This is a genomic window from Streptomyces sp. GL_140, from assembly GCF_057834465.1.
Genome location: NZ_JBYQMJ010000003.1, coordinates 261,074 through 287,065 on the forward strand (window position 1 = coordinate 261,074; position 25,992 = coordinate 287,065).

The following is a 25,992-nucleotide window of genomic DNA, read 5'->3' on the forward strand; positions in this document are numbered from 1 at the left end:
CATAACGCTGAAACACTTGAGCGCCGATGGATCAGTGGGACGGCTTGTCCCGGATGCCCTGGATGTGATCAACAACCCCTGAAAGAAGGGGAGTTGGATTCCGTTTTGCGGGAGGGGAAACGGAAAGTGCCCGCCGACCCCGAAGGGTCGGCGGGCACTGGTGACGGCGTGGCGCGCGTCGGGTCAGGAGCGCAGGCTCGGCTCGTCCTTCGCCGGGGCGGGCACGGCCACGGGGGTACCGGGTGCCTGCTGGGCACCCGGCGCGGCCGCGCCCGGCGGGGGTCCGGGCGGGGCCGGCGGGGTCTTGGGCAGCCAGCGCAGGGCCACCAGGGCCGCCGCGAGGGCGACGCCGGCGACCACGAACAGCGTCAGCTGCATACCGCTGACGTAGGCGTCGGAGGCCTTGGCCAGCAGGGCCGGGGCCTGGTCGCCCAGCTTGGCCGCGTGCACGGCGCGCACCGTGCCGCCGATGGATCCGGCGGCCTCGTCGCGCAGGGCCTCCGGCAGGACGTTCACCGCGTCACCGATCGAGGAGCGGTAGCTGGACCCCAGCAGGCTTCCGATGATCGCGACGCCGAGGGCGCCGGCGACCTGGCGTGCGGTCTGCGAGACCGCCTGGCCCGCGCCGGCCTTGACCGGGGGTACGACGGACATCAGCGAGGCGGTGGCGGGAGCCATGATGGAGCCCCAGCCGATGCCCAGGAGCAGCTGGGCGACGATCAGCAGCCAGGTCGGCGTACCGGCGTCGAAGAAGGCCGCGCACACGGCGTACAGGGCGATGGCAGTGGAGCCGGCGGCGACCACCGCACGGGGGCCGAACTTCATCACGAGCTTGGGACATCGGGCCGAGACGACCACGGAACCGATGCCCATGGGCAGGACGAGCAGGCCGGCCTCCATCGGCGTGAAGCCGAGGACGGCCTGGAAGTAGAACTGCGAGATGAAGATCGCGCTGATCAGGGCGAAGAAGCACAGGGCGATGGCACCGGTGCCCGCCGCGAAGCGCGAGTTCTTCAGGAGGCTGACGTCGAGCGAGGGAGCGGCGATCCGCTTCTCGAAGAGGACCAGCGCGATGAGCAGGACCACACCGCCCGCGATGGCGCCGAGGGTGCCGGCGCTCGTCCAGCCGTCCTCGCCGGCGAGGACGATGCCGTAGACCAGCAGGCCGACGGAGACGATGGAGAGCAGCACGCCGAGCGGGTCGAACGCGGTGCGGACCGGGTTCTTCGACTCGGGCACCAGCGCGATCATCAGGACGACGGCGACGGCGATGATCGGGGCGTTGATGAGGAAGACCGAACCCCACCAGAAGTACTCGAGGAGTACGCCGCCGAGCACCGGACCGACCGCCATGGCCACGCCGGCGGCCGCGGCCCAGCCGGCGATGGCCTTGGGGCGCTCGGCCGGCGGGAAGGCGTTCATGAGGATGGCGAGGGTGACCGTGGGCACCACGGCCGCGCCCACGCCCATGACGGCGCGCCAGACGATGAGCTGGACGATGTCGGTCGCGTAGGCGCCGAGCACCGAGCTGACGCCGAAGAGGACGAGACCGGTGATCAAGGTCTTCTTGCGGCCGAACCGGTCGGCGCAGACGCCGCCTGTGAAGAGAAACGCCGCGAAGGTGATCAAGTACGAGTCGAGCGCCCACTGGAGCTCGCCGTTGGTCGCGTCCAGGCTCTGCTGGATGGGATTGAGCGCGACGTTGATGATCGTGAGGTCCATGACCACGACCAGCACCGTGGATGCGAGCAGAGCCAGGATCGCCCGGCGGCGCCCGCTGCTGACTTCGGGATTCATTGCTCGTCCTTCGTTGAGTTTTCTTCTGATGGCCGCTGCCGCGGTCCGCGCGCCGTGACGCGGCGCGCGGACCGGGTTCAGCTCGCCGCGCCGGCCGGGGCTACTCGGCCCAGGGGAGCGGCAGCTTGTTGTCCTCGTTGCCCGGGATGCTGGCCTTGCCGCCGACCGCCATGGCGACGAGCGCCTGGGTGTCGCCGACTGCGGTGAGCTGACGTACGGCGCCCGCGGGGATCGCCAGCGCCTCTCCGGCCTTGACCTGCCCGTCCACGCCGTCGATGGTCACGGTGAAGCCGCCGGACAGCGGCATCCAGACCTGCTCGCGGTCGATGATGTGGACCGGCGTCGAGGAGTCCGCGCCGAGCTCCACCCGCCAGGTGCTGATCTCCGTGCTGCCCTGGCTGGGGGCGGCGAGGCCGAACATCGCACCCGAAGGGGTACGGGTAGTCCGCTGCTCGCTCTCGCTGACCACGTTCATTGCGACCTCCTGTGTAAAGAAGCTTTACTTTGCTTGCTTCGGAAGTAAAGCTGCTTTAGTCACGGGTGTCAAGCGGGAAAGAGGACCGCCCCGTGAGTGTCCTCACGGGTGGCGGAGGGCCGCTTGAGTCCGGCTTGGGCGAAGGGTGGATCGTGGGAGTAAAGCGTCTTTCCAAGGTGTGGGAGCATGGCTGGATGGAGCCCACAGCAGAGACCGGAAACCCCGGAGCGGAAGCCCCTCAGACCGGGGACCCGCTGGCCAGGGCCGAGCTGACCTATCTGCTCGGCATGTCCTTCCAACTCGTCCTGTCCGATTTCGTCTCCCGGCTGGACGAGGCCGGGTACGACGATCTGCGCCCGGTGCACGGACTGGTGTTCCAGAGCCTCTACGGCGAAGGCGCCACCAGCAGCGAGCTGGCGGAACAGCTCGGAGTCACCAAGCAGGCGGCCGGCCAGATCGTCGACGACCTGGCCGCCCGCGGCTACGTGGAGCGGCGCCCCCACCCTGCAGGCGGGCGCCGCAGGCTCGTCGTACTGACCGACAAGGCACTGGAGCACCTCGCGGTCGCCGGACGGATCCTGTTCGACATGGAGAGCGAGCTCGACGAACGCCTGGGAGCCCAGAACCGCCGGGTCCCGCGCGCCGAACTCGCCGCCCTCATCAGAGCCATGACGAACGGAGACCTGCCCCCCCTGCGCCCACTGTGGTGACGCACACCCAATCGCGGAGGCACCACCTCCACACCGGGGACCGCCACCGCACGGCGCAAAAACCGCCAACACCCAGTCCGCAGAAACCGTTACGACGAGCCCACGACCCCAACAACCCCCAAGAGCCGCGCACGCTGCCCGCAGCATCAAGGCCTGATCGCCCCTGCCCACCCCAGCCCCGCCACCGGAAAGCCCGCGCTCGTCCAGGCGCTCACCCCCAAGGCGGCGGCCGCCCGCCTTGGGGGCGGAACCGGGCATCGCGCTCGGCGTCGCCGGGCACCTGCTCAGCGCCGTGCCCGGATCCCGAACCCGACGCCGCTCTGCCGACGGTACGGATCGGTCGGGAGCGTCGGTGACGTCTACGGCAACGCCCCGATGGAGACGATCAACGGCCTCTGCAAGTCCGAATGCATCCGCACCAGCGTCTTCCACGACGGCCCTGGAGAACTGTCTCCGACGTCGAAAGTCGGAGCGGTTCACGGAGCTGCTCGGTGGTGGTGCCTGGTGAAGTGGTTGGTGAGTTGCGCCGTGCCTGGGGCCGGCCCTGTTCGTCCCCTTGACCGGACGGTTTGTCCGGCGTGGTCAAGGGTTTTGGTCAAGGGTCCAGCTGCTCAGGGCCAGTGACGGGCGGTCAACAGTGTCCACAGCACCGGCGACGCGCGAACACATGGGGGGAAATATCGGGGGAGGTATGGGGGGAAATATGGGAGGAAGTATCAGGGGAAACATTAGGGGAAGCCGCATTGGCGGCGCACTCACGTTGTGCCTGGTCAGGGCCCGTTTTCCGGCTGGTGAGTGACCAGACTTTCTTCTGTGTGTGGGGTGGTGGTCTGGGTCTGCGGTGTTGCGGGCCTGGGCGGGGCCCGGCGCTGCACGTGGCTCTGGAACGGCCTCGGGCTCTGGGGCGGGTTCGGGGTTTCTCCGACGGACGGGGGGTGGGGTCTGGCTGGTGTCTGGAGTTCGGGTGTTGCGCGGCTTGGCGCGTGGTTTCGCATGATGCGGTCCTGCGGATCGACCGCGGCACGTTCCGAAAGGACACCATCGTCATGACCACGCTCCCGATCGCCCCCCAGCCGCAGCAGCCGCCGGTGTGGCTCCGGTTCGCCCCGCTGCTCCTGGCGCTCGGCTACCTCGCCCTGGCGCTCACCGCCCCGGCCGCCACGTACGCGGTGCCTGCACTGGGCAACCCCATCCAGAACGCGTTCACCGCGGTCATGTTCGCCGGGAGTCTGCGCCCTACCCGGGTCGTGGTCGTCCAGGGCGTCAGCTCGGCCGGTACCGGTTCTGTCTAGGCGCTGGCGGTGCCCCCGGCGCCGAGCACCCGCCGATGCGGCCCCAGGATGCCCTGGGGCGTCCGTTCCCCGCCCGGGGGCACAGCCGGGCCGGGGCCGACGAGTCCGGCCGCCGGTCGGTCGCGGCGGGTCAGCCCGTCCGGGACGGGGATCCGACGGGGGCCGTGGCCAAGGGGACGACGCTGCGAGCTCACTTCCTCATTCTCGTACGCGCTGGTGGCCCTGCCTGGATACGGGCAGGGCAACCAGCCAGAAGAGACCACGAGAGCTGGCCACAGACCTGCTCCGCGGTGCAGAACGCGTTGGCCCGCGAAGTCGCGGCCGGGAACACCGGGAAGTCGTACGAACTCCTCCGGCTCAGCAAGGAACTGAGCCGGGCCGCTCAGATCGGCCTCCACCGCCCCGGGCCGACCGTCCCGACCGGGAGTCGGGCGGTCACGCTGATGCGGCAGGCCATCGACTGACCGGTGGTCCGTACGGCGGGCGGCATCCGGACCGTGCTTGCCGAGCGGCCGAAGATCCCGGCCACCGACCACCTGCGAATGCTCGGGCTGAGCACGCTGCCTGTGTGGCCGTTGCCGGCCGACGACGCCGCTGAGATCGTGCTCTTCTCCCACACCCACCGAGCCCTGGCCCTGCTCCTGGTCCTCATCGGCGCCGGAGACGAGCAGGCCATCACCAAGGCGGTCGAGACCCTCACCCTCACCCTCACCCGGCCCCTGACCAACGGACCCGCTACTGACCCTGGAAGGGCAACGTCTGGGGCGCGACGGACCGGTGGCCACCGCGACCCATGTGCCGAGCTGACCCTGGCCCGGCGTTCGCTCGTCCCCGCCCTGACCTGCGGTGGGGAGTAAACCGGTTAGTTGACCCCGTGGACCGGTTAGTTCATCTGTGCCGCCTTCGGCTGCTGCCCGCTTGATGACTTCCAGATCAATCCCCCCCATAACAATCTGTGGGCTTGGGGCGGTACCGGGTGCCAGCCACCAGCGGAGACATCAAAGTGAATCTGAGACAAGGGTTATGCCCGGAGGTACGACGACGCTGTCACCTTTCCTTCCAGGGCATACCGAAGTACCGAAGCCGACAAAGTCAGAACGTCGTTCGGGGGGTCCGGCGGCTGGTCTCCCGTACTGACTTCGGCTTTTCGGGGTGGTGTGTGTGGGGGGAGGCGGCCGGGCTGTTCGGGCGAGGAGGCCAGGTCTCGGGAAGTCGCCCGTCGGCTGAGGGTGTTCCACGCGGTCTGCGCGGCTCAGTTACTGCGTGGGGGTGTTCCAGCGCTTCCGTTGTCCAGGTGCGTCATGAGCTGCGCGACGAGGGCGTCCGTTGGTTGGGTACCGTCGAGGACGATCTCCGCGTGGTCGCGGGTTGGGGCGACGTGGCGGGTGTAGGAGCGGTGGCTGTTGCCGTACCCGAGGAGCCCGGGGGCGGGGTCCTGGCCCTCCTGGAGCTTGCGGAGGGTCTTGCGGACGACGCGGATGTCCGCCGGGGTGTCGACGAATACCTTGCAGGTGGCGATGGTGGTGAGCTCGGGCAGAGCGAGCGCGAAGGTGCCCTCCACGATCAGGAGCGGAGCGTCGGCGTGCTCGGCGAGCGCGTTTTTGATGCGGGCGCTGTCGAGGGCGAGCGGGTCGCTGAAGTCGACCACCCGGCCGGGCCCGTTGAGGCGGGGAACGCTCGGGGCCAGGCCGGGGTCGCTGTGGTAGCAGGAGTCGAGGTGAACCAGGGCCGCGCCGGGCGCGGTGTCGGCCAGGGCGCGGGCGAGGGCGGTCTTGCCGGAGCCGGCACCTCCGCCGATGAGCATGATCTGTGGCGAGGGGTGCTGGTTCACGTTCACGTGCGCGCTGCCTCAATCCAGGGGTCGGGTTGAGGCAGCGAGTGTAGTGGTGCAGCGGCGCTAGCTCTTTCGGGTCCGCCGGTGTGCTGCTGCGGTGGCGAGGACGGTTCCGGGGATGGCTCCTACCCCGCCGGTGGGGTTGTCGCTGGTGAGGGTGGGGGTCGGGTCGCTGTCGAGGATGTGGTGGCCGTCATCGGTCAGTAACCCGATGGTGCGGCGTGTCGCTGGGCTGTTCCACATCCGCTGATTCATTGCGGGCTGGAGGTAGACGCCGGGTCCGTGGGCGAGGATCAGCGCGGTCAGGAGGGTGTCGGTGAGGCCGGCGGCCGCGCGGGCCAAGGTGGTAGCGGTGGCGGGGGCGACGATGAACCAGTCGGTCTCCTCGAGGAGCCTGATGTGCAGCGGGTCTTGGGGGTTCGATTTCCAGTGGGTGTCGGTGTAGACGGGCACGGGCAGGTCCGGGAGGAACAGGGCGGCGGCGGTGTCGGTGGCCACGACGGTGACCTTCTGGGCGTAGCGGGCGGCGTCGGCGACGAGCTGTCCGGTGGCGGTGGCGGCGCTGGATCCGCTGACGCCGAGCAGCAGGTGCCGGGCCCGGCTCACGGGACGGTCCGGGGCCGGGGTGCGTCCGCGACCAGGGTCAGCAGTTCCGGGCGGCCGGTGTGGTGGGCCAGGTGTCGGATGCGTTCGGTGAACACGCCTCGCCACCACATGCCCGCGCTCAGCTCGAACCTGTCGAGGACGGTGTCCTCGCAGACGGCGAGGGAGCGGTAGACGGCCAGGACGGAGCCCTTGTCGTTGGTGGTCGCCTGCTGGATTGCGTCGAGGACCCCGAGTAAGGCACCGCCGCCGGGCAGCAGGCCCAGAAGGCTGGGGGAGAGGAGCCATTTGCGGGGCGGGGGCAGCTGGCCGGTCTTGGCGTTGGCGGTCCAGATCAGGAGCTCGACCAGGTGGACGGCCTGGTGGCGCCACACGTGCTCTTCATCGCGCAGGACGCCCTGGTAGACGGAGCGCCAGTACGTGGCGGCGTATCGGCTGGCCAGCTGCGGCAGGAGCCAGTCGCCGAGGGTGTTGATGGTGTGGTGGCACAGCCAGTCCTGGTGGGTGGCGATGATGCCCGCCGGGTCGTGCAGGACTTGCATGGTGGCGTAGTTCTCCAGGTCCTCCAGGTACTGGACGTCCAGGTGCGGGCTCTGGGCGCAGAAATCGGTCAGGATGCGGGTGTGCAGGATCTTGAGGTTGAGGACCTCGGCGTCGGTCAGGACGTTGACGACGGTGTGGTCGGTGAGGGTGTCGTCGCGGCCTTCGAAGAGGATTTCGCACTCGGTGCCGGCGGGGAGGAAGCCGGTGAGGGCGAGGTGTTCGCTGATGGGCTGCTCGTTGCGGCAGAACACCCAGATGTCGCGGTCGGAGTAGACGTCGGCAGTGCCCTGGCGGTGGGAGCCGCACAGGGTGACCGCTTGGACGGCTGGCACGTGGCGGGTGAGATGTTCGATGCAGTGCGCGGTCGTGGTCATCGGGCGGCTCCGCTCCGGTTGCGCAGTTCGGTGATGGCGGTGAGGAGTTCGTTGTCGGTGACGGCGTCCGTGAACGCGACCTTTCCGATAGCGGTGGGCAGCACGTAGTGCAGGGAGCGGCCGCCGCGTTGCAGCGTGAGGCCGTGGACGCGCGCCAGGAGTTGGCGTTCGTCGAAGGCGTGGTCCATGACGGGCAGGCCGAGGTGGTCCATGACGGCCAGGATCCGGTCGAAATCCTTGCCAGTGAGCAGGCTGCGGGCGTGCGAGATGTGGGAGGCCACGGCGATCCCCATACCGACCGCGGTGCCGTGGGGGATCCGGAAGCCGGTGATGTCCTCCAGCGGGTGGGCGACGGTGTGCCCGAGGTTGAGGGCCCGCTCCAAGTCCCGCTCGAAGGCGTTGGCGCCGAGAAGCTCCAGCTTCCTCGTGGTGCAGCGTTGCACGATCGTCTTCAGGACGGGGGTGACCGGGGTGTCGCCGAGCGGACCGGCCAGGAGCTCGAAGAGCTCCGGGTCGTCGACGACGGCGATCTTCAGGGCTTCGCCGTACGCGGAGACGAGCTGCGTCCTGGGCAGGGTGGTGAGGGCGTCGAGGTGGATGTGGACCTCGGCGGGGTGCGCGAACGTCCCAATCAGGTTCTTCTGGCGGGGGTGGTTGACGCCGGTCTTCCCGCCGATCGCGGCGTCGATCATCGCGAGGAGGGTGGTGGGGACGTACGCGGCACGGACGCCACGGAAGTACAGGTTGGCGACCAGGCCGGTGAGGTCGCAAAGCACGCCTCCGCCGACCGCACTCACGGTGGTCCTGCGGTCGACGGCGGCCTCATGGAGCGTGGTGATGATCCGCGCGGCCGCCTCCAGGGTCTTGCCGGGCTCACCGGACTCGACCACCAGGTGCTGGCCGGGGACGAGGACCGGTCCCAGGAAGTCTTCCCAGGCCGCATACAGGCCGCCGTCCAGGATTAGGAAGTCGCCGCGTTCGGCGAGAGCGGCGACCGTCTCGACGAGGCCGGTCTCGGTGACGCGGATCTGCGTGGTGTCGTGCCGGGTGATCTGCGCGGTGAGTTGCTCGCCGTGGGCGGTGACGAGGATGCCTTCGGACGGTGTGGTGTGCATATACGGCTCCTTGCTCGGTCTCGGCGCCATGTGATGGGTCCGGCCCCGGACTCCAGGGAGTCCGGGGCCGGCCAAGGGGGAGAAGGTACTCGGTCAGCAGGGGCGGCCCGAGACGATGACGGGGCGCTTGCGCGGCTTGAGACTGGTCATGGGATTGCCTCCCTTCCGAAAGGCGGGGGGTTGCTGACTCCTCAAGGAAAGCGCCGCGCCCCTCGCCCCGGACAGGGGCGAAAGGGACCCACGGGGACCCTCGGGGAACCACCGGGAACCATCCGGGGCCGACGGGTTCCATTCGCTCCCCGACGAGGGCCTGTTGGTGGACCATCGGGGAAGGGAACACTCTTTGTGGGGGTGGGGCACGTGGACCGCGAACAGCACCCGCTGGCAGCTCTGTTACAGGACAACGGCTGGACCGGAGTTGCCTACCTGCGCCGCCTGGCCGCGCGGCACAAGGCCCTGGGGTACGGCGCGATCGGTGAGGACAAGAAGCGGATCTACCGCTGGCTCAACCGGGATGTCGTGCCGGAATGGACCGCCCAGCTCACCATGGCCGACCTGCATGGCATCCCCGTCGAAGCGCTGCATGAACGGCCCTGGCCGGATTGGCTGCGTTGTATCGGTCACGACGACCGGCTTCTACTCGATCCCGCCTGGACTCCGGCGGCCACCAACACCGTCCTGACCAGCATGGCCGGAGGAACCATGGACCGCCGCAACTTCCTGATCGTCTCCGCCCTCGGCGCCGTCACCGCACAATGGGCCACCGCGCCGCCCGCCACCGCCGCAGGAGCCGGCCGCCGGGTCGACGTCCAGCTCGTCAACCTCCACGACCAACGCCTCGGCGCACTGCGCCGCCTCGACGACCAGGTCGGCTCCGGCGAGGTCTACCAGGCCGCCAAGACCGAACTGCGAATGATCACCGAGACCCTCACGAACCGCTCCTACACCGAACAGGTGGGCCAACGCCTCTACGCGGCGGCCGCGGAAGCCTCACGGATCTGCGGCTGGACAGCCTACGACTCCGGCTACCATGCCGACGCCGAACGCCACTACGTCACCGCCCTGCGCGCCGCCGCCAGCGCCGGCGACCAGATCATCGGCGCGAACACCCTCGCGTTCTGGGCCATCCAGCGCTACAGCACCGGCGACCCCCAAGGCGCCCAGCACCTGATCGACACCGCCCTGCGGGCCGCACCTGGCATCGGCTCACCCCGTATGACCGCGATGCTCCATGCACGCTCGGCCCGCGCCTACGCTCGAGCCGGGGACCGACAGGCCAGCCAGCGCGCCGTCGGCGCCGCCTTCGACGCCTACGACCGGATCGACGGCACCTCCGCCGAACCGGCCTGCACCTACTGGGTCAACCGCGGCGAACTCCACCAGCTCGCCGGCTCCAGCGCCCTCAACCTCTCCGACCCTGCCGGAGCCCTGGCCCACTTCCGGGCCGCAGCCGCCCGGGACAGCGACGCGTACGACGAGACGGCCTTCCCCCGGGGAGCGGCCATCTACCTCGCGCGCGAAGCCGAGGCCCAACTCGCCCTCAACGACGTGGACGGCGCCCTCCACAGTGCCAACCAAGCCGTGGACCACATGGGCGGAGTCACCTCCGCGCGCGGAACCAGCACCCTCAAAGACCTCCGCACCCAGCTGTCCGCGCGCCGAACCATCCCCGCTGTCCGGGACTTCCTCGCCGCAACCGCCTGAACATCATTGGCCCATGGCGCGCACCGCGGTGGGCCTTCAATCGCGCGCACTTTTGTGGCGTTCCGTGAACGCCCACGCCGGTGAAGGCATCAGCGATAGCGTCGTAGCGCCAATCCGGGCGGTGGATGGGGAGAGGCCGATGTCGACGACGGTCTTGGGGTTCCGGCTGGGCAAGGCCGCCACCGCCGCCACCCGGGCTGGGCGGGCCGTACACCCCGCCACGTTGCTGGTGACATGACGAAGCCTCCGTTGCTGGTGTGGTGATCTCACTGATCACATCGGCGCCGGAGGCTTCGACGGTCCCGTTCTCTGCCACCCTGGACGTCCCGTTCAGGCGCCCCGCTGGGCGAGATCGAGGGTGTGTACCAGGTGGGTCTTACAAGATTTTCGTAGCCGGTGATCGCTTCGAGCTGGATGTCAGCTGAGCAGGATGCGTTGGCGTAGGAGGCGGTGCCCGGCGCGGCCGTAGGTCTGGCGTTTGAGCAGTTTGATCTTGTTGTTGACGCCTTCGGTGCGGCCGTTGTGCCAGGGAAGGGTGAGGGCGTGGTCGACGGCCGCACGGTCGCGTTCGAGGCCGGTGGCGTAGGAGTGCAGGAAGGGCAGGTCCGCGGTCCGAACCCTGGTGATCCAGCCGGTCAGCGCGCGGGCGTTGGCCGGTGCCGGGGTGAGCAGGGAGGCGAAGTCGCCCAATGCCGTGGCCAGCGCCGTCATCTGCGGACAGGCTCCGGCGAGCTGGTCGCGCAGTACCAGCTGCTCCTCGCGCAGGTGGACGGGGTCGGTGAGCAGGAGGCGGGCGGCCTTGCGCATGGAGAGGCTGGCGTGGTCGGCCTCGACCCGGCCCTGGGTGATGAAGCGGACCAGGAGGTTCGCGCTGCCGGTGTAGCCCAGCTCCTTGATCTCTCGCAGGAGGTGGGTGACGGGCACTGCCGGGTCCTCGGTCCGGCGTCGGCGCAGGTGGTCGCGGTAGGGGTCGACCAGGGTGGGCCGGTACTGCGGTGCACGGACCATGCGCTCGGGCTTTGCGTGACGGGCATAGCGCTTGACGGTGTTCAACGCGAGGCCCAGGCGGCGGGAGCATTCCAGCAGGCCGGCGCTGGCATCAAGCAGCTGATGGACCTGGTGCCACCGCTCGAGGGTGGTCTGCGCACGAGTGCCCTCCCGAAGCGGCGGACCGGCCTTGGCCCAGCAGGCGCTGTGTGCTGCGACCTCCCTCTGTGCCGCCTCGGCCAGGCCGTGCCACAGGTGCCAGCGATCGCAAACTTGAGTGATCGCGGGGTCGGCATCCGTCGTGGCCTGGGCAAAGCCCCCAGCGCCATCCCGGCAGACCACGTGGATGCCGGGGTGGGCCTGCAGCCAGGCAGTCACCGTCTCCATCCTGCGGTCTGGCAGGACATCGATCCGCTCGCCGGTGGTGGCGTCGATCAGAATGGTGGCGTAGTGGTGGCCCCTGCGCAGGGCGAACTCGTCGATGCCCAGCACCCGCGGGACTGGCCGTGGCGGCGGCGTGATGCGCATCAGGCAGTTCAGTACGCTCGCCCAGGTCAGCACGTGGTGCAGCACACTCAGCAGCCGGGCTCCGGCCGACCCGGCCAGTGCCACGGCGACCGCGTTGACCACCGCCTGCAGGGCCGGAGTGCGGCGCTGGTAACGCCGGGTCAGCCCCGGGACCTGCTCGACGAAGGTGGCCTTCTCGCAACCAGGGTTCTCGCAGTACAAGCGGCGCACCGATAAGTCGATCACGACCGCACGGCCACCCACCGCCTCGTCCGCGACATGCCGCTCGTATCGAGAGTGCGCCCAATTCGACGGTTGCCCACACGCCGGACATGCCACCGGAGCGTCATCCCTGGTCCGGGCCGTGATCCTCAGCAGATCCTCGCTGGCCTCCACCCGCTCGACCTGCACCGCGGCCAGCTGCGGCAGCAGGTCCCCCACCCTCACGACACACACAGCCAGCATCTCACCGACAACCAGCCAACACCACAGGCAAGTTGAAGCGATCACCGGCTACGAAAATCTTGTAAGACCCTACCAGGTTGTGTGAGTGGGGGGACGGTTGCTTACTGCAAGAACCCCGCCGACACTACAAACCACGATGAACGACCACCACCTCAACGACACCGACCTGCAGCATGACGAGCTGATCTACAAGTCAACTTGACCCGGCCCTAAAGGACCGGGCTTGGAGGTAGCGCCCAGCTGGCTGCTGGGTGGGCTCCTCCGTCCAGACACCCCGTTAGGGGGTGTCAGGGACGCGTGACTCACGCCCCGCGGTCCACACGGTTCCGCCCTTGCGGGCGATGTTGTGGGACGCGTTGTCGTCCGCGTTCGCCAAAAACCCGCAGGCCCGGCATGCGAACGTCGCTTGTGACTGGCGGTTGCGCCGGTCGATGTGGCCGCACTCGGAGCACTGCCGGCTGGTGTACGCCGGATCGACGTACACCAGCGGCACCCCGGCCCGGCGCGCCTTGTATTCCACGAAGGCGCCGAGCTGGTGGAAGCTCCACGAGTGCAAGGGGGTCCGCTGGTCCTTGCGGAGCCGTACCCGGCTGCGGATGCCCGTCAGGTCTTCCAGGGCGATACCGGAGCCGGTGCGTTCAGCGGTGGTGACAATGGTCTTCGAGATGACGTGGTTGATGTTGGCGGTGTGCCGGGCTTCCTTCCGCGATCGCTTCTTGAGGAGACGCTTCGCGGACTTTGTGCCCTTGGCCTGGAGCTTGCGGCGCAGTTCGAGCTGCCGGGCGCGGTGCCGGTTCAGCCCCCGGCCGGCGGCACGGTAGCCGGTGGAGGTGGTGGCGATGTTGACGATCCCGAGGTCCACGCCGACGAAGCCGTCCGGCTCGTACAGTTCCGGCTCGGGGATGTCGCAGACCGCGATCAGGTAGAACACGCCGTTGCGTTCGATCAGGTCGGACTCGCCCTTGCGGTGCTCACGCAGCATCTTGAGCGCGTCCGCCGAGCAGACGAAGCGGACGTTCTTCAGCCGCCCGGCCACCGTCCAGATCGACGCCGTCCCGGCGTCGTACTGCCAGGACAGGCACCGGTCGTCGTACGGCTGTGCCGCCTCGGGCCGGAACGTGATCGGCTTCGACTCCGCCTTGACCCGGCGCTTCGACCCGGGCTTGCCCAGGTTCCCGGCCTTGATGTTGGCCTTGAGGGTGGTGTAGGCGTCGCGGGTCTTCTTGATGACGTGCTGGGCGGCCTGCGCCCCCAGCCCCCGCGCCTTCAGCTCGGCGTAGGTGTGCTTGCGCAGCTCGTACTCACGCGGAACACCGTGCTCGAACGCCACGCCGGACACCCAGTTGGCAGCCTCGTTGACTGTGCGCAGGGTGGAGCGCAGCGCGGCGGCCTGGTCGGCCTCCGGCATCAGCTTCACCTGCGTCACGATCTTCATACCGTCGATCGTAGCATTGATCTATGTCACCACGATGGGAGCCAAACCCCAATATCCGCAGGGGTCGTAGCGTCGTCCATACCCTTCACGCCCACTTGGTCTTCACGCCCAAGTATCGGCGCGGCCCCTTCACCGACGAGATCCTTGAGCGCTGCGAAGAAGTCATGCGCGCCGTGTGCGCGGACTTCGAGACCGAACTGGTCGAGTTCAACGGCGAACGCGACCACGTGCACCTGCTCGTCCACTACCCGCCGAAAGTCGCCCTGTCCCGACTGGTCGGCTCCCTCAAGGGAGTGTCCGCACGCCGGCTCCGCCAGGAGTTCCCCGGACACATCCGCAAGTACCTGTGGGGCGCCCACTTCTGGTCCCCGTCCTACTTCGCCTCGTCCTGCGGCGGCGCACCGCTGAGCATCATCAAGGAGTACACCGAGAACCAGAAGCGACCCGACTGACCGTCAAGACGGAGACGCAAAGCACTCCGGCGCTCCGCGCCTCCGGCCCCAGGATGCGATTCCCCCCGGGCCTAAAGGCCCGGGGTTCCTCGCAAGATCATGCTGAAGGGACTGATCACCAGGTGAACCTGACGGCTCCGCTGCTGCCGGGGGAGCCGGGGGACCCACCGGTGGCGGCGCCGGCGGGCGGGGCGCCGCCGGGGGTGAGGCCGTTGCCGCGGTCGACATAGGTGCTCTCTGTGGTGGCGGAGGGGTTGCTCTCTCCCTGGCTGCCTCCACCGCCACCACCGGCTGCGCCGCCGGTGGACATGTCGGCCATGCGGCCGCCCTGGCCTCCTCCTCCGCCTCCCCCTCCACCACAGCCGCTGACGCCTCGGTAACCTCCTCCTCCGGCTCCTCCTGCGCCGCCACCGCCGCCGCCGCTGAGGCCTCCACCTCCACCTCCACCGCCAGCGCTGACACCGCGGGATCCGCCCGCGCCGCCGGCGCCGGCGCTTCCGCCTCCACCAGTGCCGCCGCTGCCGCCGGTGCTATTGCTGCCGCTGCTGCCGGCTCCGCCGTTGGAACCGCCTCCGGAGCCCTGGCCGCCGGGGCCACCGGCGCCTCCGCTGCTGCCGCTGCTGCCGCCGGTACCGCCTCCCGCGCCTCCTCCGCTGCCGCTGCTGCCGGCAGCGTTGCTTCCTCCGGCACCTCCGGCGCCGCCATTGCTGCCTCCGCTGCCGCCGGCTCCACCACCGCCACCGCCACCGCCACCGCCACCAGCTACCAGGAGGCCGTCTCCGGCTGCGGGGTACTGGGTAGATTCACCAGGTCCGCCGATGGAGAAGGTAACGAAGTCGCCTATGTCGGCTGCGTCGACGGTGGTTCTGAGATAGGCGCCCGCCCCGCCCACTCCGCCCACTCCGCCCGGCCCGCCTCCCTCGCCGATGCCGATGCCGTCGGCGCCATTGGCGCCGCCCGCCCCACCGCCTCCCCAGACTTCGATGGTGACCTGGTCCACGCCGGTGGGGACCTTGAACTGCTGGTCGCCGACGCTGGTGAAGATGGCTATGGCTGAGGTGGTGGTGCTGGGGATGACGGGGCACCAGTTGGTGTCTTTGACGAGGCAGCCACTGTCCTGGTAGGTGCCGTCTATGTTCTCTGTGGTGGCAAGGTTCGTCGTGGCGGCCCAGGAGATGCCATTGGTGTAGTCGGCGGTGAGGCCGGTCCAGGCGGTGCTGATAGGGGTGGGGTACTGGCTGTTGTCCCATTGATAATTGTCGTCGGCGACGGGTACACACTGGGAGCCGTTGAAGAACCAGATCTTGTGGTCGTTCGGGGAATACAGGGCAGCGTCGACCGAGCCGAACGCAAATACCTTCCCGTCGCCGGAGTCGTAGCCGAAGACGTCCTTGATGGGGCGGGCGCTGGTGTCGGTGTTTAGTTCTTCTCCGGTGTCCTTTTCAATGGAGACCCGGAAGCACTGGCCTCCCTGGAAGAGCCAGACCTGCGACGGTGTACCCAGGCAGAGGGCGGCGTCCATTTCCTTCGTCCCGTCCAGGCCGGCGGAGTTGTCAGGTGTGAAAATGTTCTGGTTGATCAGATCGGAGAGCTTTCCCGTGTCGGTGGGTTCGTCACCCCACCAGGGCTTGCCCTTGGCCGGATCCCACTCGTAACGGCCATAGGAAGCCTGGCTGCCTGCTCCGTAAAGACAGTACATACTCGGCGGAACCGCGGCATTATGGGCATTCGGGTCCGCGCCCGGCCAAGGATTATGCTTCGGTGCGGAAAATGCCGCGCTATAGGTTTTCATATCGAAACTCCATTTATCATTTTTACGCCGGAATATTCTTAACGGGCTGGGCCAACGGGGATGATGCACCGGACGCGACGCGTGAGGCGACACGCGGTGGCGGAGCCCCAGATGTCTGAGAGCCGGACGTCAGCCCCTGACACGCTTCAGTCCTCACGCTTGTATGTGCGGCCGACGTCGCTACCCCTCGCGTGCCGGCGTTCCCTGCCCGCCGTGGTATCCGCGATCTCAGGGGCCGGGGTGCCCACGATCGCGCCCGGGACGGGCGTGCGGCGGTCGGAATGCAACCGGGAGCGGAGGACCGGCGCGGAGAGGTGGATTCGTGTCGCCTGCTCGCCCAGGCCCACCGGGACCCTGAGGTCGGCGATAGCGCCTGGACGGGTCCGGCTCCGGTTTGGAACGGGCTCCCGTCGAAGGACGAGCCGCAGTCGTTCCAGCGCACCGGTCTGGGCCTGGGCGGTGGTGGTGGCCATGGTGTTCCGCCCGAAGGTCCGGCGTGGTGCCGGTGTGCGGGGCGGGGTGGGGGCAACTGTGCGGGGCCAGCGGCCGGGGGCCGAGTTCTCGCGAATATTCGTTCCGTGCCTGGCCAGAGGCACTGAAGCAAGGGTCTGACGGAGATTCGCGAGGACTTGACACCGGCCGCGACCGACAAGGATTCCAGGGCAGCCCGCATCGTCTCGGTAGTGAGCTCCGGATGGTTGAGCAGCTGCATGCTCGCCAGGACGTGCGTCGCGTCGGTGCGCTGACGTCCGCCCTTCGCCAGGAGGCCGTGCTCCCGCAGGCCTTCCAGTATCCGCGTGAGCAACCGCTCGGCCCGGTGGCCTTCCGCCAGCCGAGCGCGGAACTCGCTGAGTACCGAGGAGTCGAAGCCCGGATCGGTCAATTCCATCGACAGGCAGTACTTCCAGTCCACTCTGCCCGCACGGCGTCGGCCGCCTGGTGGTCCGTCATCCCATCCGCGAACTGCAGCACCAGTACGACCGCCAGTCGTGCCGGCGAGATCGACGGATGCCCGCGCACCGCGAAGTGCTCCGTGAACTGAGCGTCGGCGAACACTTCCCCGAGCATCTCCCGCATCCGCATCGCGAGGCAGCCCTTCGAGAAAGCCGCATGCGCCACTCGAGCCGTCAGCGCCGGAACCTCACAACCCGTCCTAGGCCACATCGGCACCGCAGACCACCCGACCCGAAGAGGACGTGCAAGCACCAGCACGGTCCCACGGCCAAGACGATCACCGCAGCAGTCCATGTGAATTGGCCAGCAGGGTCACTCCGGGGGACACCTCAGTAGGGCCGAACGACCCACTCCTGTCGGGCCGATAGTCCCTGGCGCTCTCCATCCACGTGCCGAAGAATGCATTATTGCTGCAAACCAGAGTAAAGGTGACATGACGTCGAGAGGGGTGACAAATGATTGGGACGATGAATGTTCCGGAAGACATTTCGGATCTGTATTGGGAATGGTAACGAATCAGCCGACGGCAAGCGGATCGTGAGTCGGCTGCAGCATTGAGCTTCTTCGAGTTGGCCACCGATCGGGTGATGGGCCTCCTGCGTCTGTGCAGGGCATAGGCGTTCAGGCTGCTCGCCTGAACCTCAACTCGAAGAGGCTCATTGGGACGGCCGCGCGGGCACGGTGTACGGGTTTGCTCCCGGTCCGTTTCCTCAGGCCGCTCTGACCAGCACACTCACCCCGTCAGAGCCGAGATGAAAAGGGTTCACTGACCGGTGAGTTCACCGGCGCTGGGAAAGGTGGGCGAGTATCAGGAACACTCTGACGCACCATCAACCAGCCACACCACCGATAACGTGACAGCGCCCGACTGAAGGGTCAGACCCCGCATCGCTGCCGGCGGCCTTTCGCAGGCCGGGCATAGGCCACGATCACCAGCACGCCCTCGTCGTCACCGGCCTCCCTCTCTTCGGCCTCGACCTGCTCGATCACCGTCTCACGGAGCGAACAGGGCGATGCCGTTCGGTACGCGCCGTTCCTGCCCCTGGGCGAGGCGGTTGCGGATGCGGACGGACCCGCTGCCGGGATCGCGGGTCGCGAGGGTAGTGGAGCCGCCGCCGTCCAGGTAGAGGCCCTCGTCGCAGTTCAGCGACTTCAGGGCCGTGGCGAGCTCGCGCAGGGTCAGCCCGGAGTTGGTGCCCTCGCGGCCGTCCGTGGCCAGCAGGTAGAGGGTGCGTCCCGCGTCCGCGATCCCGACGGCCGTACGAGGTTCAGCCGTACGGTCATCCAGGCCTGCCAGCACCTGGCGGCCGGTGAGTAGGGAGTGGGCTCCGAGAGCGAAGCGGAACGGGGTGCTGCTGCTGGAGGCCAGGCCGTAGCGGACCCGGACGGGCGTGCCCACACCGAGGGAGCGCAGCGCCCGGGCGCCGGCCTCCCGGCCGAGCAGGACGACGCTGTCGCCGTCGATGGGGCCGGTTCCCGGTGCATGGGCGACCGAGGCGACGATGCCGTGACGGACGGTCACTTCGTAGACGTCCGGGGTGCAAGGAGCGGACCGCCGGGTGTCGGTGCCGCACACCGCACGCGCTCTGGATGCGTTTCCCCACCGCGGATCGAAAACTCCGATGGAGCCGACGGGCAGGGCGTACTGGTTCAGGCCGCGCAGCTCCAGGCGTCCGTGCTGCGACTCGACGTATCCCGACAGAGTCAGCCGCGCGCTCCGGGCCCTGCCGTCCGTACCGACGCCGACGACGTTCTCGGCCGTATCACCGGGCAGTGGCTTCCATCCGAACCGCTGCCCCTGTGGCACCGCGGCCTTCAGCGCCCGCCCGTCCACGACGGAGGGGCCGGAGGCGGCGCCGGTCGCGGGGATGCCGGGGTGCTGCGTCTCAGAGATGTGGAAGAAGTCTCCGTTGACGGCGGCCACCGCACCCTGTGCCCGGGCCATCTGCGACACCGGGGCCCGGCCCGTCACCGTCCCCGTGTACAGCAGGCCGGCCCGTACACCTTTCTGCCTCAGATCGGCCCTGACCAGGTGCACACGGGTCCTGCTGTGCGGGGTGTCCATGGTGAACGCCCGGTACGACACACCCCGCGCCACCACGTCGGCCGCGTCCCCGACCGCCGGCCCCGCGCGCCCCGCACCCACACTCACCGTCGTCAGGAACAGGACCAGGACCAGGCAACGAAATCGTTTCATCGAGCCATCGTCAACGCCCACAGGACCGTCACCGCCGCGACCCGCCGGGAGGCTTGTCAAGTTGCTTATGTTGTAGGTGAGTTGAGGTATGCCGGTGGCGATGGGGGCGGCAAGCTCGGGCGCGAGGAATCTGGCCAAGCAGCTCGTCGACAGCGAAGGCCCCGGCATCCTGTACTGGCTCATCGAAGGCGCCCAGCTCTACCTCGCCACCCGAGACCCCCTGACGGGACCCGCCTCCGTACGGATGGCCACCCAGGCTTACGCGACGACCGAGGACCACATCGGCCGCTTCCTCACCGAATGTTGCACCAGCACCACCACTAGCCGTGCCGGCGATCGAGGCCCGGGTGACCTCAAGGTCGAGCAAGGACTCCTCTACGCGGCCTACAGCAGCTGGTGCAGCACCGGCGAAGGCATCCGGCCCGCCACCGCCCGCGCCTTCGCAACCCGCGTGCGCCAGGAACTCGCCCTGGCCTCACCGGCCGACATGATGAAATCCAGCGGAAGTACTACCCCGGACTCGCACTCCTCGCCGACGACCAACCCGAACATGTCTAAACCAAGCGCCCTACGCACCGGGCTCACACCTCCCTACGATGGACACGGCACGCCCGAACACGACCGGTCCCACACCCACCCCGGCCACCACTCGGCCGCCGACAACGAAAAGGGGACGCAGCCATGAGCTCGCTGCTGAACGAGAGCGACCTCCTCCACGAGAACACAGTGGTGTGGCTGGAGAACCCCGAAGCTCTCGACTACGTACGCCAAGCCCTCGACAAAACCGCCCGCCGCCGCGGAAAGCCCCGCTACGCCCGCGACGGACGCATGGTCGGCTACACCGAACTCGACGAACACGCCGAAGCCGACCCCGACAGCGGGCTCCAGCTCCGACGGGTCTTCTTTCTGCTCCCGCACGACCGCGACACCGACCCCGACGGTGTCTACCACCAAGGGGCGCCCGGGGAGGCGATCGATCCCCGGACGGTCGCGCCGCGCCGAGTGGGAGCAAAGACGCCTCGCTCCCAAGGCGGCCTTCACGTGGCGGCTACTGCCAGGACGGCGTAGCACCTAACGAGCTCGTGCATGGTTGGCGGTGAGGCGTCGAAAGCAGGCGCGTCGCCAGCCTGACCAGGTGGTGAGGCCGGTCCACGGCTTCCCGAGCACCCCCGCCGCAAGCTCCACGCCAAAAGAATCGCCCACACCGACCGCATCACCTACCCAGGCAGGACAAGCACGACCGCTGCGCCCCACAGGCGCTCCCTCACTAGACGGCGAGCCGGACTGGACTCGGCAACGCCCGCGCTACTCCCTAAGGCCGCGCAGTCCTGCCGGGGCTCGGACGTCTTCAAGGGTGGCGGCGAATAGCTTGCTGATCTGGGCGGCTTTCTGAGGCAAAGAAAGTTGCCCAGACCGTTAAAGTTGCTTAATCCAGCAACTTACCAACACTAGGAAAGTTCCAATATTCGGCAAGTTTTTCGATGTGGGCCCACTTGTCATGTCATGCTGAGGGTATGGAGACGAGCGCGCACATGGTTGGGCTGACGCTGGCTGAGCAGGGGCGCCTGTATCTGCAGCAGCTGCTTGGACCGGAGTGGGAGGCCACCCTGCGACCCGAGCAACTGCCCGGTGGGGACCATGGCTGGGATGCGATGCTCCAGATCAAGTCCGATGACGGCGTCTACGTGTCACTGCTCGTCGAGGCCCGGCAGCGAGTCACCCCGAAGGACGCCGGCGGAGTCCTGACGTCAATGGCGCATCTCGTACGTCGGGTGAGCCCGTACACCCGACTGCTGGTGATCTCTCCGTGGATCAGCCCGCTGGCGCAGGAAGCGCTGCGGGCGAATGGAATCGACTACCTAGACCTGACCGGCAACGTTTCCCTGCGGGTGAGCCGGCCCGCCATCGTCATCCATACCCAGGGTGCCGACCGGGCTCCCGCCGGGCACCGACAGCCGTCCAGCAAGCCGCTGCTCACCGGCCTCAAGGCTGGTCGGCTGGTACGGCTGCTGGCCGACTTTGCTCCGCCCTACCGCGCCTCAGCACTAGCCGGGGGGGCCGATTTGAGCCTGCCCTATGTGTCACGGTTGCTCGACACCCTGGACGATCAACTACTGATCGAACGCGACGGCAGGGTCATTGTTTCGGTGGACTGGCAAGGGCTGCTACGTGCCAGGGCAAACCAAACGGACCTCCTACGCACCACTGAGCCGACAGGCATGCTCGCTCCGAACGGCATCAAAACAGTGCTGCGTAGGCTGTCGAAAATGGCCGCCGGAGGCCCTGGCGGCATGCAGCGTGAGGTCCTGGTCACGGGTTCCTACGCGGCTAGATCCCTGGCGCCGCTGTCCGTCGGGGGACAGCTCATGCTCTACGTCCAGGAGCACGAGCTCAACGTGGAAGCGTGGGCAGACGAGCTCGGTCTCATTCCGGTGCCGGAAGGCGCTGATGTGCTGATTCTGCGGGCGAAGGACGACAGCGTGTGGCAGCGGCCGATGTTCGCCGGCGACGTGTGGCAGGTCGGCCTGAGCCAGCTCGCAACGGACTGCCTTTCGGGGCCGGGCCGCATGCCAGCCGAGGGCGAAAAGATCCTGGAATTCATGGCAAAGCACGAACATGTCTGGCGCAGATCTGATCTTTCCCGCCGGGACGAGCCCACCCGCTTCTAGACTTGCGCCACGTCCGGAGGGGGAACGATGTCGCAAGCCGCAGCAGGCACCGACGAAGACGAACTGAACCAAGCCGCCCGCAAGGTGCTCCTAGACGCGCTCATCGCCCTGGAAGACCACCGAGAGGCGCTCACCGTCGTCGGTGCCCAGGCCGTATACCTCTGCACCATGGACGCGGAAATCAGCAGCGCCTCCTACACTTCCGACGGCGACATCAGCATCGACCCGGAAGTCCTGGGCGAACAGCCGCTGCTCGAGGAAGCAATGCGCGCAGCCGGCTTCACCCTCAAGCTCGACGAGGGCGGCAATCTGCAGGTCGGCTTGTGGGAGCGCACCGAACAGGTCGGCGAGGGCGAAGTCGGCGTAGAGGTCGACCTCCTTGTACCCGAGAACCTGGCTCCCGGCTCGAAAAAGAGGCGCCGCACCGCGATGCCGCCACACGACGGCTGGGCCGCCAAGAAGGTCGCCGGCCTCGAGGTGGCAGCTGTGGACCGCTCGTTGATGACGATCTCCAGTCTCACGCTGCACGACGGCCGCAGCGTGGAGGCGTACGTAGCCGGACCTGCGGCGCTTCTCGTGGCCAAGGCATACAAGCTGCACGAACGGATCATCGACGCCGAGAAGGGGAAGGCGAACCGGCTATCCGCCAAGGACGCCGGCGACGTCTACCGGATCATGGCTAATGTCCCGGCCCGTCAGGTAAAGGCATCCTTCGACACTCTCTGCCAAGACCCACGAGTAGGCGCCGTAGCTACCGAAGGACTGCACCTCCTTCGCCAACTCTTCGGTGCGGCTGCCACACCTGGCACCGAACTCGCCGTCCAAGCAATGGCAGGGGACATCCCCGAAAGCCGAATCCGCGTACTCGTCCCGACTTTCGTGGCTGGCCTGGCGTCGCCTGACACTGGTGCAGCTGTAGGACTCAAATCTCCTCGGATCGGCCAGCAGCACGCGCCAGAATGAAGCAGCCGCAAGCATCAGTGCCGCATCTCCTCATGGCGGCAGTCGGCGAACACTACGCCCGTTCGGTCGTGGGGCGTGGACGCGGTGCATCAAGGCCTGGCTGCAACAGGTCGGCGGGGGACCGGGGCGGCCGAGGTACGCGTGGGGGGAAGTATCGGGGGAGGTATGGGGGGAAATATGGGAGGGAGTATCAGGGGAAATATCGGGGGAAGCCGCATCGGCGGCGCACTCGCGTTGTGCCTGTTCAGGGCCTGTTCTTCGGCTGGTGAGTGACCAGACTTTCTTCTGTGTGTGGGTGGGGTGGTGTCTGGGTCTGCGGGGTTGCGGGCCTGGGCGGGGCCTGGCGCTGCACGTGGCTTTTGAACGGAGTCGGGCTCTGGGGCGGGGCCGGTTGTTGGTGGAGGTGCTGGAGCGGGTTCGGGGTTTCTCGGACGGGGGGTTGGGGTCTGGCTGGTGTCTGGTGTTCGGGGGGTTGCGCGGCTTGGTGCGTGGTTTCGCATGGTGCGGTCCTGCGGATCGACCGCAGCACGTTCCCGAAGGACACCATCGTCATGACCACGCTCCCGATCGCCCCCAGCCGCAGCAGCCGCTGGTGTGGCTCCGGTTCGCCCCGCGGCTCCTGGCGCTCGGCTACCTCGCCTTGGCGGTCACCGTCGCGGCCCGCCACGTACGCGGTGCCGGCACTGGGCAACGGCATCCGCTTGTGACTGACGTCACGGACAGTCAGATGTCCGAACAGTTGAAAAAGACGGGTATATACAAGGTGAGAGGGGCGCCAAGTGGCGCCCCTTTTTGCATGCCCCGGCTCCCAGCCACCCCGCGTGGGCGCCCGCGCCCACGCCAGTTGAGGCAGCGCCAGTCCCGTTCTGACATGCCCTTGCGGGACTAACCGCCCTCCCCTGCACTGTGCTGCTCCGCCGCCACCCCGCGACACAAGGAGTGGGGCACTTCACGCTCCCCGAACTCTCCCGAGGAACGACCTCGGGCTGCCCGGAAGGACAACCACCCATGGCTATTCCCGTCTTCAACTCCCAGCCGCAGCCGCAGCCTCTGGCCCGGCGCCGGTTCGTCCTGCTGCTCCAGGTACTCGGTTGCCTGGCGGTCGCGGCCGCGACTGTGTACGTCACGTACATGCTGCCCGCCCTGGCCGACTCCATCCAGAACGGCGTCACCGTGGCGGTGCCGCTGCTAGCGAGCCTGCGTCCCACCCGCGTCGTCGTGGTCGTCCAGGGCGACGACGTTGCCGGTGTCGGTCCCGTCTAGGTGGTAGCGGTGCCCCCAATGCCGAGTACCCGCTGCTGCGGCCCCAGGGCGCCCTGGGGCGCCCGTTCTTCGCTCGGGGGCACTGCCCGGGCCGGGGTCGGCGAGTTTAGCCGCTAGGCGGCCGCGGCGGGCCGGCCTGTCCGGGGTGGGGGTCTGGCGGGGTCCGGTGTCCAACGGGCGGCGCTGCTCACTCACCCGCACAGTCTCCCGCCCCACCCGACACCCGGCCGCAGCGCCCCCGGGGGCGCTCACAGGCCAACATCTGCACTGTCTACCGCGCTGATTTGCGGTGGGGAGGAAACCGGTTAGTACAGCCCATGGACCGGTTAGTACACCGCCGCCTTCGGCTGCTGCTCGCTTGATGACATCCAGACCGATCCCCCCATAACCAAAGCAGCCCGTCACCAAGCAGAGACCGCGGGCCTCGCAACACGCGCCGGTACCACATGCATGCGCTGGATCCGATATCCCGCGTCTCGAACCCGCGATATCGGACTGGGGGTGTTGGACCGCCATCGTGAGACCAAGGCCCCGAGGGGCACTGGCCCGGGCCGCTGCTGTCCGTCACCGAACTGCGGAGTTGGCCTGCAGAGCTTCGTCCGCGGACCGTCCGCAGACATTCCCAGGGAGGGAACCCATCGTGTCTACCGTCAACCAGCCTCAGCCCCAGCAGCCGCCGGCCCCGCAGTCCGCAGGCATCGACCCAGTTCTGCTCTTGGTCTTGGTGCTCGTCGTCGTCATGCTCCTGGGTGCCACGTTCTATCTCTGCCTGCTCCACCCCTCGTTGACCAGTCCGATCGCAGCAGTGGGTGGCGTGGCCTCGACGCTGGTTGCTGTGATTGCCGTGGCGTTCGCCCTACGTAGACGCTGACAGGCGGGATAGATGGAAAATAATCCAGTCAGCGTGGGTGGTTATCCGTGCCTTCCAAGGGCTTGAATTTCAAAGCCTTTATAGGGCCGCTTTGGGTTTCTAGTTGCGGCGTTCTGAATTTCTCACTGGTTGCTGATGGGCCGTCAGATCGCTGTGTTTTGGTGTGTGGTCCAGGTTTCCAACCTGGGGTGCGGTTCGGCCGTGTGCCCATGTGGGGCGCGGTGGTTGCTGGTTGGGGTCTGCCTATCAGGCCTGGTGGGATATGCGGAGAGGGCCGGTGAAGGGGTCTGTGGGGCCGGGTTTTGGGGGCTTAAGGCGGTGGCTTCATGCCGCTGGTTTTCTGTGTCCAGCGCGACGGGCCAATCGTTCTACCAGCAAAGCTGCCGCCTGTTTATCTGCACCGGTTACGGACACAGCCTGAGGATCAGCCTGACGGATGATCTTGACTGTCCGAGGCCGTAGGGCGGCGTGCAGGGTGAGGCGCGCGCTTGGGGAGTGCTTCAAGCGCCCGGTAAGTAAGCCTTCCCGGGCTGTGATGTTCGCGTCAAAGTGAGGGGGCGGGACATGCCATTCAGGTATCTTCACTCGAATCGAGGACACTTCATGAAGATCAGTCGGAAGCTTGCAGCATCCATCGGCACCGCTGTGCTGGCCCTGGGTGGACTAGCAATCAGTGCACCAGCAGCCTACGCAGACGACCCCGGAGCGGAGTGCGTGTCGGGCAATCTTGTTGACGGTACCCTGTTCGCTGTCTCCTGTCATCATGAGGAGAGTATCGGCCCCAATGACATTTTGCTTGAATACAATAGCGCTACGGCGTTGGCGGGTATGTATCACTGCAGCTCCGTAACGTATGTTGCAGACCCGTACATCACGCAGGCTGCGGCGTTTGGGCACGAGTGCGTACACGTGTGATTGGGCACGGATCCTTCTGAGGGAAGGCCGTTGATCAGGCGCCGAGTTGATAATCCCGCTGGTCGGGTAGGGGCC

At 67.8% G+C, this 25,992-nt stretch carries 22 protein-coding genes and 1 pseudogene; 12 read left to right on the plus strand and 11 right to left on the minus strand.

All coding sequences use genetic code 11. The annotated features are described in order from the left end of the window. Window positions 1–183 precede the first annotated feature (183 nt). Entirely contained in the window at window positions 184–1,797 is a 1,614-nt protein-coding gene (locus AC3IYJ_RS42435) for an MFS transporter (RefSeq protein WP_489403561.1), read from the minus strand. 100 nt (window positions 1,798–1,897) lie between these two features. Then, complete coding sequence (locus tag AC3IYJ_RS42440; RefSeq protein WP_489403562.1) at window positions 1,898–2,272, minus strand: cupin domain-containing protein; 375 nt, start codon at window positions 2,270–2,272, stop codon at window positions 1,898–1,900. 287 nt (window positions 2,273–2,559) lie between these two features. On the opposite strand from AC3IYJ_RS42440, the gene AC3IYJ_RS42445 reads away from it, so the two are divergent. The 4 genes from AC3IYJ_RS42445 to AC3IYJ_RS42460 all read left to right on the plus strand — a co-directional run bounded on the left by AC3IYJ_RS42445 (window position 2,560) and on the right by AC3IYJ_RS42460 (window position 5,131). Further along, complete coding sequence (locus AC3IYJ_RS42445) at window positions 2,560–2,982, plus strand: MarR family winged helix-turn-helix transcriptional regulator (RefSeq protein ID WP_489403595.1); 423 nt, start codon at window positions 2,560–2,562, stop codon at window positions 2,980–2,982. A 1,046-nt stretch (window positions 2,983–4,028) separates the two neighbouring features. Beyond that, window positions 4,029–4,274 (plus strand): hypothetical protein, encoded by a 246-nt coding sequence (locus AC3IYJ_RS42450; protein WP_489403563.1) that lies wholly within the window; start codon window positions 4,029–4,031, stop codon window positions 4,272–4,274. Window positions 4,275–4,564: 290 nt separating this feature from the next. Beyond that, window positions 4,565–4,738 carry a hypothetical protein gene (locus AC3IYJ_RS42455; protein WP_489403564.1) on the plus strand — a complete coding sequence of 58 codons (174 nt, stop codon included), beginning with the start codon at window positions 4,565–4,567 and terminating at the stop codon, window positions 4,736–4,738. 3 nt (window positions 4,739–4,741) lie between these two features. Beyond that, window positions 4,742–5,131: a hypothetical protein gene (locus AC3IYJ_RS42460; protein ID WP_489403565.1), complete on the plus strand. Its 390-nt coding sequence runs from the start codon at window positions 4,742–4,744 to the stop codon at window positions 5,129–5,131. Window positions 5,132–5,526: 395 nt separating this feature from the next. Here the strand turns inward: AC3IYJ_RS42460 and AC3IYJ_RS42465 are convergent, their stop codons facing one another. The 4 genes from AC3IYJ_RS42465 to AC3IYJ_RS42480 are packed head-to-tail and all read right to left on the minus strand — an operon-like array spanning window position 5,527 to window position 8,743. Beyond that, on the minus strand, window positions 5,527–6,111 hold the full coding sequence (locus AC3IYJ_RS42465) for a uridine kinase family protein (protein ID WP_489403566.1): 585 nt from the start codon (window positions 6,109–6,111) through the stop codon (window positions 5,527–5,529). 60 nt (window positions 6,112–6,171) lie between these two features. After that, the gene (locus AC3IYJ_RS42470; RefSeq protein WP_489403567.1) at window positions 6,172–6,714 is read right to left on the minus strand and encodes a flavoprotein; all 543 of its coding nucleotides are present in this window, start codon (window positions 6,712–6,714) and stop codon (window positions 6,172–6,174) included. Beyond that, entirely contained in the window at window positions 6,711–7,628 is a 918-nt protein-coding gene (locus AC3IYJ_RS42475; protein ID WP_489403568.1) for a hypothetical protein, read from the minus strand. The genes AC3IYJ_RS42470 and AC3IYJ_RS42475 overlap by 4 nt, the downstream gene beginning before the upstream one ends. Then, window positions 7,625–8,743 carry a 3-dehydroquinate synthase family protein gene (locus AC3IYJ_RS42480; protein WP_489403569.1) on the minus strand — a complete coding sequence of 373 codons (1,119 nt, stop codon included), beginning with the start codon at window positions 8,741–8,743 and terminating at the stop codon, window positions 7,625–7,627. Before AC3IYJ_RS42480 ends, AC3IYJ_RS42475 begins: the two co-directional genes overlap by 4 nt. Window positions 8,744–9,103: 360 nt before the next feature. On the opposite strand from AC3IYJ_RS42480, the gene AC3IYJ_RS42485 reads away from it, so the two are divergent. Beyond that, window positions 9,104–10,447, plus strand: a complete 1,344-nt coding sequence (locus tag AC3IYJ_RS42485; protein ID WP_489403570.1) for an NsdA family TPR-like regulatory protein — start codon at window positions 9,104–9,106, stop codon at window positions 10,445–10,447. A gap of 417 nt (window positions 10,448–10,864) precedes the next feature. Here AC3IYJ_RS42485 and AC3IYJ_RS42490 read toward each other — a convergent pair whose 3' ends face one another. Together AC3IYJ_RS42490 and AC3IYJ_RS42495 are read right to left on the minus strand one after the other, a co-directional pair. Continuing rightward, on the minus strand, window positions 10,865–12,406 hold the full coding sequence (locus AC3IYJ_RS42490; protein WP_489399375.1) for an ISL3 family transposase: 1,542 nt from the start codon (window positions 12,404–12,406) through the stop codon (window positions 10,865–10,867). Window positions 12,407–12,683: 277 nt separating this feature from the next. Beyond that, window positions 12,684–13,841, minus strand: coding sequence for an RNA-guided endonuclease InsQ/TnpB family protein (locus tag AC3IYJ_RS42495; RefSeq protein WP_489403571.1), 1,158 nt, complete (start codon window positions 13,839–13,841; stop codon window positions 12,684–12,686). Between the two features lie 23 nt (window positions 13,842–13,864). Here AC3IYJ_RS42495 and tnpA point away from each other — a divergent pair, with 23 nt between their 5' ends. Then, complete coding sequence (gene tnpA / locus AC3IYJ_RS42500; RefSeq protein ID WP_489403572.1) at window positions 13,865–14,293, plus strand: IS200/IS605 family transposase; 429 nt, start codon at window positions 13,865–13,867, stop codon at window positions 14,291–14,293. Window positions 14,294–14,408: 115 nt separating this feature from the next. Here the strand turns inward: tnpA and AC3IYJ_RS42505 are convergent, their stop codons facing one another. The 3 genes from AC3IYJ_RS42505 to AC3IYJ_RS42515 form a co-directional block, all read right to left on the minus strand. After that, window positions 14,409–16,085 carry a hypothetical protein gene (locus AC3IYJ_RS42505; protein WP_489403573.1) on the minus strand — a complete coding sequence of 559 codons (1,677 nt, stop codon included), beginning with the start codon at window positions 16,083–16,085 and terminating at the stop codon, window positions 14,409–14,411. An 879-nt stretch (window positions 16,086–16,964) separates the two neighbouring features. Further along, on the minus strand, window positions 16,965–17,333 hold the full coding sequence (locus AC3IYJ_RS42510; RefSeq protein WP_489403574.1) for a transposase: 369 nt from the start codon (window positions 17,331–17,333) through the stop codon (window positions 16,965–16,967). 700 nt (window positions 17,334–18,033) lie between these two features. Further along, on the minus strand, window positions 18,034–19,236 hold the full coding sequence (locus AC3IYJ_RS42515) for a phosphodiester glycosidase family protein (protein WP_489403575.1): 1,203 nt from the start codon (window positions 19,234–19,236) through the stop codon (window positions 18,034–18,036). 127 nt (window positions 19,237–19,363) lie between these two features. Between AC3IYJ_RS42515 and AC3IYJ_RS42520 the strand changes: the two are divergent. The 6 genes and pseudogenes from AC3IYJ_RS42520 to AC3IYJ_RS42545 form a co-directional block, all read left to right on the plus strand. After that, window positions 19,364–19,794 (plus strand): annotated as a pseudogene (locus AC3IYJ_RS42520) (DNA primase); the annotation flags it as partial. Between the two features lie 123 nt (window positions 19,795–19,917). Beyond that, window positions 19,918–20,304, plus strand: a complete 387-nt coding sequence (locus AC3IYJ_RS42525; RefSeq protein WP_489403576.1) for a DUF6009 family protein — start codon at window positions 19,918–19,920, stop codon at window positions 20,302–20,304. Between the two features lie 446 nt (window positions 20,305–20,750). Next, window positions 20,751–21,905: a hypothetical protein gene (locus AC3IYJ_RS42530; protein WP_489403577.1), complete on the plus strand. Its 1,155-nt coding sequence runs from the start codon at window positions 20,751–20,753 to the stop codon at window positions 21,903–21,905. 27 nt (window positions 21,906–21,932) lie between these two features. Further along, window positions 21,933–22,868 carry a hypothetical protein gene (locus AC3IYJ_RS42535; RefSeq protein WP_489403578.1) on the plus strand — a complete coding sequence of 312 codons (936 nt, stop codon included), beginning with the start codon at window positions 21,933–21,935 and terminating at the stop codon, window positions 22,866–22,868. A gap of 1,008 nt (window positions 22,869–23,876) precedes the next feature. Continuing rightward, complete coding sequence (locus tag AC3IYJ_RS42540) at window positions 23,877–24,131, plus strand: hypothetical protein (RefSeq protein ID WP_489403579.1); 255 nt, start codon at window positions 23,877–23,879, stop codon at window positions 24,129–24,131. Window positions 24,132–24,771: 640 nt separating this feature from the next. After that, window positions 24,772–25,002 (plus strand): hypothetical protein, encoded by a 231-nt coding sequence (locus AC3IYJ_RS42545; protein WP_489403580.1) that lies wholly within the window; start codon window positions 24,772–24,774, stop codon window positions 25,000–25,002. Window positions 25,003–25,992: the final 990 nt, after the last annotated feature.